Genomic DNA, 14,207 nt, shown 5'->3' with positions numbered 1-14,207 from the left:
TTTATTTTATTGTCACTCTAATTTTTTTACTCGCTTGCTTATAGTTTGAACTTCCTGAATATTTGAAAACCGCACTGTATTTTCCTTTTTTCGTTAACTTTTTAAGGTTAAATGTTGCTTTACCTTTGGCATTGGTGGTTGCCTTGTAGGTTTTGCCTTTAACTTTCAAGGTGAGTTTCACTTTTTTCATTGCCTTGCCCTTGTTGTTCTTAAATGTCACGGTTACCTTTTTACTTTTTGATTTGGCCTTAAATTTTTTGGAAGATGCTATAAGCTTTGGAGTTGCCTTCTTAACCGTTACTTTGATGGTTTTTGCTGATGATTTATAGATGTCGCTTCCTGCAAATGTGATTTTTGCGGAATATTCCTTGGCGGGCAGGCTTACGGATATTTTGATCTGTCCCTTTGCATCAGTTATTTTATTGTAAACCTTTCCGTTCAGATTAACAGTAACGGTTTTGCCTGATAAAACATTGCCTTTGTCATCTTTAAGTGTAACAACCAGGTTTTTGGCAACATTGTATGTGGTGCTTATGCTAGGGGCTATTAATTGACTGTCAATTTTATTTATGGTAATGCGGGCATTTGCCAATGAAGATAGATAGCCGCTGGCTCCGGAGAATGATATTTCTGCAGTGTACTCGCCCGGAATCAGGTCAATTGTTAATGTGGCCTTTCCCTCATCATCGGTAGTTGCAGTGTGATTCATTCCGTTCAAATTTACTGCAATCTCATTTCCTTTTAATGCATTGCCTTGGCTGTCTTTTAAATACATAACCAGTTTTTCATTTGAATTATAAGTAAAGGTCATGTTATTTGCCTCAATGACGGTTCCTGAACCTACATTGACCTTAAATGTATTGGAGTATGCCTCTCCTGATATTTGGTCATAGTATTTCAGTGAAATTTTATGATACCCTGCCGGAAGGTTTGAAATCGCCATTGTGAATTCGCCGTTTTCCACTTGATGGTAAGTAGGAAGGTTTCCATCAACTGAAATGGATAGGGAGTTTAATGGACTGTCAGGAGCTTTGAATGTAATATTCACGCTGGATCCTGTTTCAACTTCAGTTGGAAGATCGGCTGTGATGTTTTCTGAGTTTTCGATTACATAAACCCCTTCAATCAGGTGATATTCTCCGCCGGAAGTATCAAAGTCCAAGTAAAATTTGTTTAAACCTGTGGTTTTGCTTGACAATTCGACTGATGAGATTCCATTGGTTATTGCATCTGAAGCCAGCAATATTCCTTTTTCGCCATTGCTGTAGTCATATACATTTAAGGTACCGTTGACCCATTCGTTTGCATGGATTGCAATCCTGAATTTTTCGTCAACGCTCACATAATCCGGTGAAGTTACTGTTGGGGATGTTAAACCGCTTAATATTTTATCCTCATCATGGCCGATGATTTTATTGTCCCTTCGAACCTGCAGCCCTGCCCAGACAAAGACCTCTTCAAATCCCTTTTCCAGTGCATCGTCCATTGACTGATTTATCAGTTTCCAGTATTGATCCGCATATTCGGGATTTTCAACAAATCCTCCAAAATAATGCAGTCTGTCTGCACTGAATCCCAATTCCTGCCCTATGGTGTATGCCTCTTGGTGATGCGGATTTTCAGAGATTACCCAATCGTAATCCTCAATCTGGAGAATGTCCAGTTTGGAAGGTGAATATGCATCAACCAGGTAATTAGCATCTATCATCATTGGAGGAACTCTATCAGCATCAGTAACGCTTGGCGGGAAGAACAAGGCCATATATAATCCGTCGATATACTTTTCGCCCTTGACGACTTCACGAAGGGCATCGCTGTAATGTACCAGCTGCTGATTCAGCCAGTTCATGACTGACCGGTCATATTCGCTCTCCCAGACGTTGTAATATTCAGGTAGGGCAGTGCCGTGTTCGGCTAAATATTTGGCTTTTGTTGAATTGTCATAGAAGCATGGCGGCTGGTTTGGCTGTTGATTTTCACTCCACCACCACCAGGATTCGCCCATCTGCAGAATAGGTTTAAAGCCATTTCCTACAATAATGTCCAGACATGCTTCGCTTACCTTCTGCATATATGGAATGACATCCTCATGGCATGGGCTGTAAAAGAATGTTGACGGGCTCCATCCGGTCATGGCAAAATTGCCGTTTGCATCCATTTGCCTCCAGCTTTGAGGACATTGCATATTCTCCATGGAAAGGCTGATTATGAGGTTTTCAACTCCATTCTTTTTCAGTTCACGTGAATAACAATCCAGCCAAGCTCTAAATGCAGTGTTCAAAGGCACATCTTTATTCAAGACCATTTTTTCGGTTCTGTTATGGTTGAATCCCATATCGGTAATCACGTCTCCGGCAATGCCGCTTTTCTCATAGAAATATGAAGCGCCAATGTATAGGTCAACCCAGCCAACATAGCCTAATTTTCTCATTTCCTTGCTGATTCTCATCGGATTGAGATTATAGATATCGTCATAATCTTCACAGATTCTGTACTGGTGAGGGCTTAGCGGCAATTGTTCGTTGCTGATTTCACCATTGCCGACGGTTATGTTGGATATTTTGCAGGTGAAATTTTCATTTTCGGTAATTCTATATTGTGAGCCGCTTTCAACGAAATTTGAGGGAAGCAATGAAAGCATGATGGATTTCAGGTTTGTCACATCCAGTCTTGTTTCCCTGTCAACAATCACGCCTTGCCCGTTCCTGTCAATATAGGAATTTCCAGGCAGCAATGTTAAATTATCGAAATCAATGCTGATGTGATGGTTTTCAATAAAGCGGTTCATTGTGATGAAATATGTCTCTCCGGTATTGGCAGCAATTATGATGTTTATCCTGCTGTTTGAGAAATCCATGCATCCGGTCATCTCATAGTCAAAGTCCAGTGTCACGCCGGAATAGTCGCTGCGGTTTCCGTAGCTTATGTATGGATGCTGAATCGGATCTTCTGAATTCCAGTACAGTCCGACAATGTCATTTTCGGTACGGAAGGTTCCGGTAACGGTCAGGTCACTTGGTGTTTCGCTGGTGACTGATGCACTTGATTCAAAATTGTTGTTTGTGGTCCAGCAGTCGCCCCTGAAAAGATAGTATCTGTTGTCATATGTGGTTTCATCATTGTTTTCGATGCCGTTTGAATTCACTGCGTTTTCATCACTTTCATTTTGAGTTATATAAAAGTCATCTCCGTTGGATTCACTGTTTAATAGGTTAGATGAATCATCAAGGCTTTCAGTGTCATTTTGAACTGCATTATCCGCTGCATTTACTGTGCCAATCATCATTATCAGCAGAATGCAAACCATTAAGATTTTAAAAATTTTCAAAATAACACCTCAATCCCCAGGATTAATAGTATTTATTTAAGTTTTTAGTTATTAAATTAACTAAATGTTAATTTCAGATTGGGTGTAATATATTAAAAATCAGTTATTAGAGAATATGGGCTGTTTTCGGATGGTCGGTTAAAAAAAGAAAAAAATAAAGTAGTAATTAAACTACTTATTCTGGTTTTGAAATTAAGTCTGTTTTACAACCTGGGTTTCCTTCTTTCATGTGAGGGGTTCTTAAAACAGTATCATTTGCTTTTTCGATTTCTCTTGCTTCTTGTGCTAATTTAGCAGCACATGCAGCGATTTCGTGAGCAGCAGCTACTAATGGGATGAAGTTTTCGAAACCTTTGGTCATGAAACAACCTTTCATGTCTAAGTTAGCAACGGATCCTGCCATTTCGTATGCAGCGATAGCTTTTGCTTTTGCGTATGGGTTTGCGAATCCACCAGCTTCTGCAGCTTTTTCAGCAGTAATGATGAGTTTAGGTAATTCGATTGCACCAGCTTCTGCTTGTTCGATTACGGTGTCAATGGTTTTTTGGACTAATCTTAATGCACCAGTTTCAGCTAATACTTTTAAGATGTCAGAGTTGAAGATAGCCATTTCAGTTGGGTCTAACCATTCTCTTTTTGCACCGATCATTGGGTCAGACATAACGATGATGTATCCGAGACCTTGTTCGTCCATTTCATCTTTTTTACCTTTACCCGGTGCGTCACCGATGATAATAGCAGGAATGTCTTTTTCGGATAAGAGTTCTCTTGCTCTAGCTGGTCCAGGTGCTCCTGGGTTTGGGCTAATGAAGATTGCGAAATCAGGTTCGAAAGCGTCTATTTTTGGTACGACGTCTTCTACTTGTTCTGGGTTCATTTTTGCTCCAGATCCAAAGGTTCTTACATCGATGTTTGGTCTGTCTGCTCTTTCGTCTAACAATAGGTCAATTACTGGTGAAGTACCAATATTACCACTTTTAATAATAGCAATTTTAACTACCATAATTTTGTCTCCATATTTGATACTAATATTTTTCATTCAAAAACTATTTAAATTTTATTATTTAATGTTTTTAATCAGTATATTAAGATTTTATATGAAAACTATTCATTTTAGTAATTTATATATAAAAGATTATACAATTGAAGTATTTTATGGAATTTTTCTATTAAAAATAATCTAAAATATGCCAAATTTTTAGTTAAAAATTACCATTTTCAAAGAATGAAAAAGTAGACTAAATGTAAAATATTTAAAAAAAAATCAGAGTGGTTCCGACGAGACTCGAACTCGTGATCCCCTCCTTGTAAGGGAGGTATCATACCACTAGACCACGGAACCAACAAATATTATTATGATTTTACTATTATATATACTTTACTGTTTTTCCAAATTCTGTCTATGAATATATTTTAATAATGATAAAAACAATATTTATTATTGTAAAAAATTTTGAAGTGATAAAATGGCTTGGGATGACACAGCTAGTAAAATATGGTTTGATGGAAACATGGTAGACTGGAAAGACGCAAACATTCACGTACTCTCTCATGTTGTCCATTATGGTACAAGTGTTTTTGAAGGAATTCGTGCATATAAAAACGAAAACGGTGTAGGAGTATTCCGTTTAAAAGAGCACGTTCAACGTTTGTTTGATTCTGCAAAAATCTATAAGATTGAAATTCCATATACACAAGAAGAAATCGAAGAGGCAATCCTAGAAACAGTTCGTGTCAATGAATTAGACGGCTGTTACATACGCCCTATCGTATTCAAAGGCTATGGGGAACTTGGAGTTGACCCTTCAAACTGTCCTGTCAATGTGGTTATTGCCGCTTGGGAATGGGGATCATATTTAGGTGAAGAAGGAATGGCAAACGGTGTAGACATCGGGGTTTCATCCTGGAGAAAACCGGCACCTGACACCTTCCCTGCACTTGCAAAATGTGGTGCAAACTACATGAACTCTCAATTGGCTAAACTTGAAGCTATCGATAACGGTTATGACGAAGCTATCATGCTCGATTATGAAGGGCATGTTTCCGAAGGTAGTGGAGAAAACATATTCCTCGTTGAAGGCGAAAAACTGTTCACACCATCAATGTCCTCATCAAATCTCAAAGGTATTACAAGAGATTCAGTAATGACAATTGCACGTGATTTAGGCTATGAAGTTGTAGAGGAAGTAATTTCAAGAGAAAGATTATACGCTGCTGATGAAGTGTTCTTCACAGGAACTGCAGCTGAAGTTACTCCAATCCGTTCAATTGACCACAGAACCATTGGAATCGGTAAAAGAGGACCAATTTCAGAAAAGATACAAACCGCTTTCTTTGATATTGTAGAAGCTAAAACTGAAGATAAATACAACTGGTTATCTTACATTTAAATCGGTGTAGTCTATGGATATAATTCAGGGAATTATAATCGGTATCGTTCAGGGGCTGACCGAATTCCTGCCGGTTAGTAGTTCGGCACATTTAGTTTTCATTCAAAAGATTCTGGGAGTTGAAAGCTCCCTGGCTTTTGACACTTTTCTGCATTTGGGAACATTAATTGCGGTATTGTGGTTTTTCAGATATGATATCTACAAAATGTTATCGTCATGGTGGTTAAGCATTCAGGATATCATTCACGGAAGATTCAAGGAAGGATTCTATGAGGATCCATACAAGAGGCTTGCATGGTATGTTCTCTTAGCCACTGTTCCTGTTGGTATTGTGGGAGTGCTGTTTGAAGACTCTGTAGATGCTTTATTTTCAGGTGCACTGTACGTTCCGGCATTTTTCCTTTTTGTAACCGGTACAATTCTGTATCTTTCACAAAGGATGACAAGCGGAGAAATCAATTATAATACAATAACTAAAAAAGAAGCATTGTTCATGGGTTTAGGTCAAGCTTGTGCAATATTGCCTGGCCTTTCACGTTCAGGAACAACAATTGCCGCAGGTTTGACAATAGGTCTAAACAAAGAATTTGCAGCTAAATTCAGCTTCATATTATCAATACCAGCAATTCTAGGAGCTTTTGTATTGCAGCTTAAGGACATAGGCTCTGCAATGGATGCAAACTTCCTTCCAGTATTTTTAGGTTTTATAGCATCAATAATTGCAGGTTATATGGCTATCAAGTGGATGCTTGATTTGATACAAAACAAGAGCTTGGATATTTTCGCTTATTACTGTTGGTTGATGGGCTTATTGGTCTTTATGGGCTCAATCGCTCACATATTTTAAAATTTAAAAAAAGTAGAGATTGTAATTAATCTCTATTTACAAACTTTTTCTATTTTTCTTCTTAGTTTTTCAACGGAATTTCCTAAAACGAGTGCTGTAAACATTGCTCCGCCAGCTCCGGCACCTTCCTTGACGAATCCTTTCAGGTAGTTTTTCAATCCTTCATGTTCAGATTCCTCAAATCTAGGATCTACCGCATGGACTGTGATGTTGTCGTCAATTTGTTCTAAAATTCCGAAGAGGTCTGCAGTCTCGTCGCCTGCAACGAATACTGTGGTGGCCAGATTGATTCTTGAAAAGTCAAATGTTGGCTGAAGGGATTTTATTACGGCGCAGGTTGCGGCCATCTGTGTTCCTCCGGCCAGAATGATCGGGATGTCTGAACCCAATACTATTCCTGCGATTGCAGGGATTGTAGGATCTCCCACCGCACCGATTGCCTGGATTGCATCTGCTTCGCCAGGTGTTATTCCTGCATTTTCAAGGCCTTCATCCACTGTTTTTGATTTCAGGTCGTGAGGATTGTGAGGCATGCTTCCGCTGACCTTCTCATTTGCTTCATAGCCCAATGCCTTCAGGACACCAAGGGCTGTTGTAGTTCCTGCAGCTATGCTTTCACCGATAATTAGCATTTCATGCCTTTGTGACAGTTCATTGCCCAAATCCTTTGCATTTTCCAATATTTCCAATGGGTTTAAGACTCCTTTTCCGGTTCTTATGTCTCTACCGTAATCCTTTCCCAAATTGACATACTCGACATCGGGCTTGATTTTGGAACCTGCATCGACAATGACAAACGGAATGCTTGCAAGCTGGAGTGATGCCTTTGTGAGCCTTGCAGGTGTCGGTGCTGCAGCGTCTCCAACCACGGTTTCTGCAGGGGCTTCGCAACATCTAACTTCTCCGAGAACCATGAATTCGGCATCGCCTGCAGGTGTGTATTCGGTCAGGTCCGCAGATGGGCCGGCTCCTGAAATTCCGTCTATCAGTGAGGTTTCAGTTGTTCCTATTGTAAGCAAAAATACGGCTTCGTCTTCCGCTTCCTGAAGTTTTTCAATCAAATCGGTTGAGCCGTAGGTTGTAATTCCATCAATCATTATTCTCACCTTGCTTTTTTAATAAGTCAATTATAATCTTGTTTTGATTAATAATCTTTTTGTTCTGGAGCATGATTTTCTTCAACATTTCTTCCTGTGACAATTCATTGTCTGTCTTGAATGTCTGTCCGTCTCTTGCTCTTGGTGGGATTCTTATCTGATCTTTTGGAGGAAGTGAAGATTCTTCATCAGGCCTTTTAGGTATCACTCCCTTTGAAGCGCTGTCCTCTCTTGAGACAAAGTCAACATATCTGTGTGTCACCTTGTTTTTTCCTCTTTCGTCCAAAAGTTCCATCAGTCTTTCGTCCACTTGGTCAACGCCAACCAGCTGTTCCTGCTCCACTTCGTGTATCAGTCTCTTTTGAATGTTGTATGCATTGTAAATCGGTATTCCACGAGTGTTGCATTCGTTTTTGAACATATCGTTGATGTTGATATCTCCGGTCAATTGTTTTACTCTCTTCTGTTCTGGAGTATTTGCACTATAAAATCCCATACTTTCACTTATGTTTTTTGAAATTAAAAAATATTTTTATATTCATAAGTAGTAATATACTAATTAATTAAATTTTCCCAGATGATTATCTTGATATGTTTAGGAATTGAAGGAACAGCAGAAAAAACCGGTGTAGGCATTGTTGACAGCGATGGAAATATTCTTGCAATGGCTGGAAAGCAGCTATTTCCAGAAGAGGGTGGCATTCATCCCCGTTTGGCTGCCGAACATCATGCCGAATGGATTCCTAAACTTATACTTCAGGCAATTGAGGAATCCGGATTGTCATATGATGACCTTGATTTGATTTCCTTTTCACAGGGTCCGGGCCTGGGTCCTGCACTCAGAATCGTAGCCACTTCAGCAAGGTCTCTGGCACTGTCACTCAAAAAGCCGATAATCGGTGTCAATCACTGTATAGGACATGTTGAGGTCGGCAAGCTTGACACAGGTGCCGTCAACCCCGTATCACTTTACGTAAGTGGAGGCAACAGTCAGGTAATAGCTTATGAAAGTGGAAGATATCGTATTTTCGGTGAAACCCTGGACATTGCAGTCGGAAACTGCCTTGACCATTTCGGCCGTGAAACCGGTCTTGGACATCCTGGCGGACCGGTCATTGAAAAGCTTGCAAAGAAAGGATCTTATGTTGATTTGCCATATGTTGTCAAGGGAATGGATTTCTCCTTTTCAGGACTGCTTTCAGCGGCCATAAGGGAAGTGCAAAAGGGAACTCCAATTGAAGATGTATGCTTTTCACTTCAGGAAACTGCCTTTTCAATGCTTGTTGAGGTAACCGAGCGTGCCCTATCACACACCCAAAAGGATGAGGTCATGCTTTGCGGAGGAGTATCTGCAAACTCAAGATTGCGCGAAATGCTAAAGACAATGTCAGATGAGCATGGCGCCAAATTCTACATGCCGGAAATGAAGCTTTGCGGCGACAATGGGGTCATGATTGCATGGCTGGGCTTGTTGATGTGTAAGGAATTCGGACCGATGGATTTGACTGAAACGGGCATTATCCAAAAGTTCAGAACAGATGAGGTGGATATTCCTTGGATTGACAATACCAAAACTTATCTTACTCTTCCTGATGAGCTGATTGCAAAAGGAGCCGAATCCAACATTGTCAAAAGCGAATATTTGGGTGAAAAGGCTATAATCAAGGACAGGATTCCTAAAGGCTACAGAATTCCGGAAATTGATGACAAGATCAGAAAGGCAAGAACCAAGGAAGAGGCTAAACTATTGTCTGATGCCAAAAGGGCAGGCGTAAGGACTCCTGTTCTATATGATGTCGACTTGGACCGCAAAGCAATTGTGATGGAAGAGATTGACGGTGTCATGGTCAAGGATGTCATTGATGAGGATTTGTCATTCAGGATTGGTGAGGAAATTTCAAAATTGCACTCCTATGACATTATCCATGGAGACATCACATCATCCAACATAATGCTTCAGGATGACAATCTGGTTTTCATAGATTTCGGGCTTGGAAGATATTCACAGCTGAAAGAGGACAAAGCAGTTGATTTGCTTGTTTTGAAAAAGTCCCTGCAAAGTATTGATTATAATCTGGCCGTCAAATACTTTGATTGCGTGCTGGACGGTTATGGGGATAAGTCCATCTTGAATGTGATTTCAGATATTGAGTCTCGCGGACGTTATACCCACTAAAAATATCATTAATTTCTCAACTGGGCTATAAAAAAATAAGCTATATAATTAATAGTTACTTTTTTTGGGTCAGATTTAATTTTGTCTTGCATCAAAAAATCAACACATATAAAAAAAATCATCAATATAATTAAAAATATGATAACATTTATAACTGGTAACGAACATAAAGTAAAAGAAGCAGAGAATATTTTCAAAGATTACGGCATTGAAATTGAGCATATTGATTTAGGCTATGAAGAACCCCAAGGAACTCTTGAGGAAGTGGCCTTATCAGGCGCAAAATATGCCAGTCGTAAGCTTGACAAACCTGTGATTGTGGAAGATGCTGGTTTATTCATTAAGGCTTTGAATGGATTTCCGGGGACATATTCACATTATGTTCAAGATACCATTGGAAATCAGGGAATTTTGAAGCTATTAACCGATGTTTCTGACCGTTATGCCGAATTCAGGTCAGTTATTGGGTACTGCGCCCCCAATTCTGAGCCCAAGACTTTTTTAGGCAAGGTCGAAGGTGAAATCGCAGTTGAAGAAAGAGGAGATTTAGGATTCGCATTTGATCCTTTATTTTATGTTCCTAGTGAAGGCAAGACCTTCGGAGAACTCACAACTGATGAGAAAAACCAATTTTCACATAGGAAAAATTCATTAAAAAAATTTATTGAATGGTATTCCAGTCAAGAATAACATTATTTTCTGTTTATTGGGCTTATTTAAGATTTAAAAAATTTAAAGAGGTTTATATTATGGCAAGACCAGAATGGGTAACTTACAGTGACGAAGAAATTGAAGAGATGATTTTAAAATTTAACAGAGAAGGTAAAAGTACTTCCGAAATTGGTATTATCTTAAGAGACCAATACGGAATTCCATCAGTTAAAGATGTAACTGGTGAAAGAATCACTCAAATCTTAAAAAGAAACGGTCAAGCTGGTGAATACCCAGAAGATTTATTAAACTTAATCAGAAGAGCAGTTAACATCAGAGACCACTTAGAAGAAAATCCTAAGGACTTACACTCCAAAAGAGGATTAACTATCATCGAAGCAAGAATCAGAAAATTAGCATCTTACTATGTAAGTGAAGGTGCATTACCAGAAGGTTGGAGATATAATCCAAGAGAAGCAGCACTCCTTGTTAAATAGAGCTGACGAAGCTTGCAATATGCTTAAGGAGCATATTGAAAATGATAGCGTTATCAGAATAATTTCTCATAACGATGCTGATGGTATATCAGCCGCAGCAGTTATAGCGAATGCTTTAGCTGAAGAGGATGTTCAGTTCCACACAACAATTCTTCCCCGTCTAAAGGATGAAAACGTAAATCAGCTTAGAAGCGAAAAGTATGATTTGTTCATCTTTTCAGACATGGGAAGTCCATTCATCAAGGAATTCAACTCCTATAAGCATGATGTTATAGTTGCTGACCACCACCAGGTGGATGATACAGAGTCTGAAAGCAATGTAGTCCACTTGAACCCTCATCTGTTTGGAATTGATGGAAGCAGGGACTTGTGCGGTGCAGGTTCAGCTTATTTGACTGTCCGTGGCCTTGACAAAAAGCACCTGGCTTATTTTGCACTTGTTGGTGCATTTGGTGATATGCAGGGTCAAGACGGTTTTACAGGCATGAACAAGGAAATACTGAATGATGCACAGGAAAGCGGCGTAGTCGAAATCCATGAAGGATTGAAAATAGTTTCAAAAGCTACAGAGCCTATTTTCAAATCACTCGCCTACACTTTCTCACCGCCTTTGCCGGGAATCAGTGGGGATTTGGAAGGATCCCAGGAATTTCTGGAAAGGATGAACCTGTCCTACGGCATCAAATTCACAGACCTGGAGGATGAGGAAAAGGATCTTCTGAAGGATGCTTTGGTCGGTGTCAATCCAGATATCTTTGGCGATTGCTATACTGTTGCCAAGGAAACCCCATTGCTTCGTGACTTGGAAGAGTATTCCTATATTCTCGATGCATGCGGCAAAAACAAGAAACCGGGACTCGGATTGAGCATTGCGCTTGGTGAGAGAGGTCCGGCACTTGAGGCTGCACAAAGGCTCCAACGCCAATACAGGGACCAGATAGTCAAAGGCCTTGAATGGGTCAAAAAGAATGGTGCCGAACAGTTGAACTCAATTCAATACCTATATTCTGAGGATAAGGTATTGAAATCCGTGATGGGAACAATTGCAAGTATAGGATTGTCAGTGGAGCTTCTGGATGCATCAAAGCCTGTCATCGGAATGTCAAGACTTCACAGGGACATCAAGATTTCCGGACGTACAACCCGTGACATGGTTGCAAAAGGTGTAAACCTGGGTCAAGCCCTCAAGGATTCATCAAACAACTTCATGGGAACCGGTGGAGGACATGACATTGCTGCAGGTGCAATGATACCTTACGAGGCAAAAGACCAATTCCTGCACTTGGTGGATGAAATGGTCGAATATCAATTGAGTAATGATTAATATGTTTTTAACAAAAGAAGAACAGGAAATGTGTGACGGAGAGTATGGAGAGACCATCCGTAAAAGCATGGATATCCTAGTTGCGCTAGGAGACATTTACGGTGCTTCCGGACTGGTCGATATCACTTCCGCTCAGGTATCAGGCGTTTCCTATAAAACTATTGGAGATGCAGGTTTGGAATACTTGCAGGATCTGGCACGTGACGGAAGCGGAAAGGCTACAATCAACGCCTCACTCAACCCGCCGGGAACAGATTTGGATAACTGGGAAGAGCTGGGTTTTCCAAAGGATTTTGCAATAAAGCAGAATGAAATTGTCGATGCCTACGCCGATTTGGGAATTTCAAAGACATGCACTTGCACTCCGTATTTGGTTGGTAACGTTCCAAGATTCAGGGATCACGTATCATGGTCAGAATCATCTGCTGTAGCATATGTAAACTCAGTAATCGGTGCTCGCACAAACCGTGAAGGAGGACCTGCCGCACTCGCTGCGGCTATTGTCGGTAAAACTCCGCTTTACGGATTTCACTTGGATGAGAACAGAAAAGCCAACCTTGTTGTAAATGTTACAACTGACCTTAAAGGTGCTGATTTTGGAGCATTGGGCTACATTATCGGTAAGGTTGTTGGTGGAGGAGTTCCGTACTTCAAGTTACAGAATGCTCCAAACAACAATAATCTCAAAACCTTGGGAGCGGCTCTTGCATCATCAGGTTCAGTGGCGCTTTATCACATGGAAAACATCACTCCGGAATATCAGCTTGCCGGTGAAGAAGATGTCGAAGACATAATGTTCATTTCCGATAAGGAAATCGCTGAAACCCGTGAAAGCCTGACTACAACCGACAAAGAAATTGATCTGGTCTGTTTAGGCTGTCCTCACGCATCACTTGAAGAGATTAAGGAAGTCGCATCTATCGTTCAAGGTAAGACAATTAAAAACAAATTATGGATTTGCACATCAGTAAGCGTAAAGGCAACAGCTGACAGAATGGGTTACACTAAAATAATCGAATCTGCGGGCGGTAATGTCGTATGCGACACCTGTATGGTCGTAGCTCCTATCGAGGATATGGGCTTTGAGGTCATTGGTGTAAATTCCGCAAAGGCAGCAAACTATGTTCCGTCAATGTGCGGACTTGATGTTGTCTATGATGATGTTGAAAATCTTGTTAAATTCCAATGAGCATTCTTTTAATGCTCTTAACTATTTTTTTTTGAAACTTTTTGCACTGATTTATTTTTTTCTTCCAATTCCAAACTATTAAATTAAATAACATAAATAAATTATTATAATAGAAATTGTGAGGAAGACCACTTATGAATTATTTAGTTGTTGGTGCCGGAAATGCAAGCAGGCCTGTTGCAAGGCTGCTTAATTATTTAGGACATAAGGTTATTATTACCGATTTAAAGGAAATTTCAGAGTTCAAGGTCACAATCTGTCCCTGCAAAAAGAGCTTCTTAATAATAACAGAAGGTTGCATTTTCATCTTGTCGGCAAGGTCTTTAATGGTAAGAGATTCCGGAATGGTGATTACCTTAATCTGTTCTTCCACTACCGTCTCTACCTTCTTTTCCGGCTTAATAAATTTACCGGGTTTATTCTTTCCCTTTAATGCGCCATCCTCTTCCTCGTAGAAGAAGTCTTTTCTTGACTTCTTGTCACGTTCCTGATTGCTTCTGCGCTTTTCGTCGGTTCTGGGCTTTTCCATATCCTTAACGGGAGCTTCCGGAACGAAACTCTTACCCGGCTTTTCAGGCTTTTTGAATCGAGCGTCCTGCCCGCTGTTTCCTCTTTCAGGACGACCGCCACCTTGCGCAGGTCTGCTGCCGCCTTGATGATTGCCGCCACTGCGGAAATCATTCCGACCGCCTTGGTTACCCTGACGAT

General features: G+C 40.2%; 13 protein-coding genes and 1 tRNA gene. 7 read left to right on the top strand and 7 right to left on the bottom strand.

All coding sequences use genetic code 11. From position 1 onward, the window contains the following. Position 1: 1 nt before the first annotated feature. The 3 genes from E7Z79_RS03415 to E7Z79_RS03405 form a co-directional block, all read right to left on the bottom strand. The gene (locus tag E7Z79_RS03415) at positions 2-3,328 is read right to left on the bottom strand and encodes a collagen binding domain-containing protein (RefSeq protein ID WP_303738576.1); all 3,327 of its coding nucleotides are present in this window, start codon (positions 3,326-3,328) and stop codon (positions 2-4) included. Between the two features lie 175 nt (positions 3,329-3,503). Continuing rightward, the gene (locus tag E7Z79_RS03410) at positions 3,504-4,331 is read right to left on the bottom strand and encodes a F420-dependent methylenetetrahydromethanopterin dehydrogenase (RefSeq protein ID WP_296786059.1); all 828 of its coding nucleotides are present in this window, start codon (positions 4,329-4,331) and stop codon (positions 3,504-3,506) included. Between the two features lie 267 nt (positions 4,332-4,598). Then, positions 4,599-4,670, bottom strand: a tRNA-Val gene (locus E7Z79_RS03405). Positions 4,671-4,794: 124 nt separating this feature from the next. Here E7Z79_RS03405 and E7Z79_RS03400 point away from each other — a divergent pair. Continuing rightward, positions 4,795-5,718: a branched-chain amino acid transaminase gene (locus tag E7Z79_RS03400; RefSeq protein ID WP_296786062.1), complete on the top strand. Its 924-nt coding sequence runs from the start codon at positions 4,795-4,797 to the stop codon at positions 5,716-5,718. 13 nt (positions 5,719-5,731) lie between these two features. Then, positions 5,732-6,565, top strand: coding sequence for an undecaprenyl-diphosphate phosphatase (locus E7Z79_RS03395; protein ID WP_303738575.1), 834 nt, complete (start codon positions 5,732-5,734; stop codon positions 6,563-6,565). A 32-nt stretch (positions 6,566-6,597) separates the two neighbouring features. On the opposite strand, the gene cobT is transcribed toward E7Z79_RS03395, so the two are convergent. Together cobT and E7Z79_RS03385 are read right to left on the bottom strand one after the other, a co-directional pair. After that, positions 6,598-7,662, bottom strand: a complete 1,065-nt coding sequence (cobT, locus tag E7Z79_RS03390) for a nicotinate mononucleotide-dependent phosphoribosyltransferase CobT (protein WP_303738574.1) — start codon at positions 7,660-7,662, stop codon at positions 6,598-6,600. Further along, positions 7,655-8,158 (bottom strand): hypothetical protein, encoded by a 504-nt coding sequence (locus E7Z79_RS03385; RefSeq protein ID WP_303738573.1) that lies wholly within the window; start codon positions 8,156-8,158, stop codon positions 7,655-7,657. Before E7Z79_RS03385 ends, cobT begins: the two co-directional genes overlap by 8 nt. Positions 8,159-8,239: 81 nt before the next feature. On the opposite strand from E7Z79_RS03385, the gene E7Z79_RS03380 reads away from it, so the two are divergent. The 5 genes from E7Z79_RS03380 to E7Z79_RS03360 all read left to right on the top strand — a co-directional run bounded on the left by E7Z79_RS03380 (position 8,240) and on the right by E7Z79_RS03360 (position 13,499). Then, positions 8,240-9,838 carry a bifunctional N(6)-L-threonylcarbamoyladenine synthase/serine/threonine protein kinase gene (locus E7Z79_RS03380; protein ID WP_303738572.1) on the top strand — a complete coding sequence of 533 codons (1,599 nt, stop codon included), beginning with the start codon at positions 8,240-8,242 and terminating at the stop codon, positions 9,836-9,838. Positions 9,839-9,976: 138 nt separating this feature from the next. Then, entirely contained in the window at positions 9,977-10,528 is a 552-nt protein-coding gene (locus E7Z79_RS03375) for an XTP/dITP diphosphatase (RefSeq protein ID WP_303738571.1), read from the top strand. A 59-nt stretch (positions 10,529-10,587) separates the two neighbouring features. Beyond that, positions 10,588-10,986 (top strand): 30S ribosomal protein S15, encoded by a 399-nt coding sequence (locus E7Z79_RS03370; RefSeq protein WP_303738570.1) that lies wholly within the window; start codon positions 10,588-10,590, stop codon positions 10,984-10,986. Beyond that, positions 10,976-12,310 carry a DHH family phosphoesterase gene (locus E7Z79_RS03365; RefSeq protein WP_303738569.1) on the top strand — a complete coding sequence of 445 codons (1,335 nt, stop codon included), beginning with the start codon at positions 10,976-10,978 and terminating at the stop codon, positions 12,308-12,310. Before E7Z79_RS03370 ends, E7Z79_RS03365 begins: the two co-directional genes overlap by 11 nt. A 1-nt stretch (position 12,311) precedes the next feature. Next, positions 12,312-13,499, top strand: coding sequence for an aconitase X catalytic domain-containing protein (locus tag E7Z79_RS03360; RefSeq protein ID WP_303738568.1), 1,188 nt, complete (start codon positions 12,312-12,314; stop codon positions 13,497-13,499). A gap of 193 nt (positions 13,500-13,692) precedes the next feature. Here E7Z79_RS03360 and E7Z79_RS03355 read toward each other — a convergent pair whose 3' ends face one another. Continuing rightward, positions 13,693-14,028 carry a translation initiation factor IF-2 N-terminal domain-containing protein gene (locus tag E7Z79_RS03355; protein WP_303738567.1) on the bottom strand — a complete coding sequence of 112 codons (336 nt, stop codon included), beginning with the start codon at positions 14,026-14,028 and terminating at the stop codon, positions 13,693-13,695. Next, positions 13,929-14,207 (bottom strand): hypothetical protein (locus tag E7Z79_RS03350; RefSeq protein WP_303738566.1); only part of this gene is annotated, 279 nt, incomplete at its 5' end. The genes E7Z79_RS03350 and E7Z79_RS03355, both read right to left, overlap by 100 nt.

It is taken from the genome of Methanobrevibacter thaueri, assembly GCF_015062905.1.
GTDB lineage: Archaea > Methanobacteriota > Methanobacteria > Methanobacteriales > Methanobacteriaceae > Methanocatella > Methanocatella thaueri_A.
Note: the sequence above shows the minus strand (reverse complement) of the source record. Positions and strands in the feature narration are given on the sequence as shown.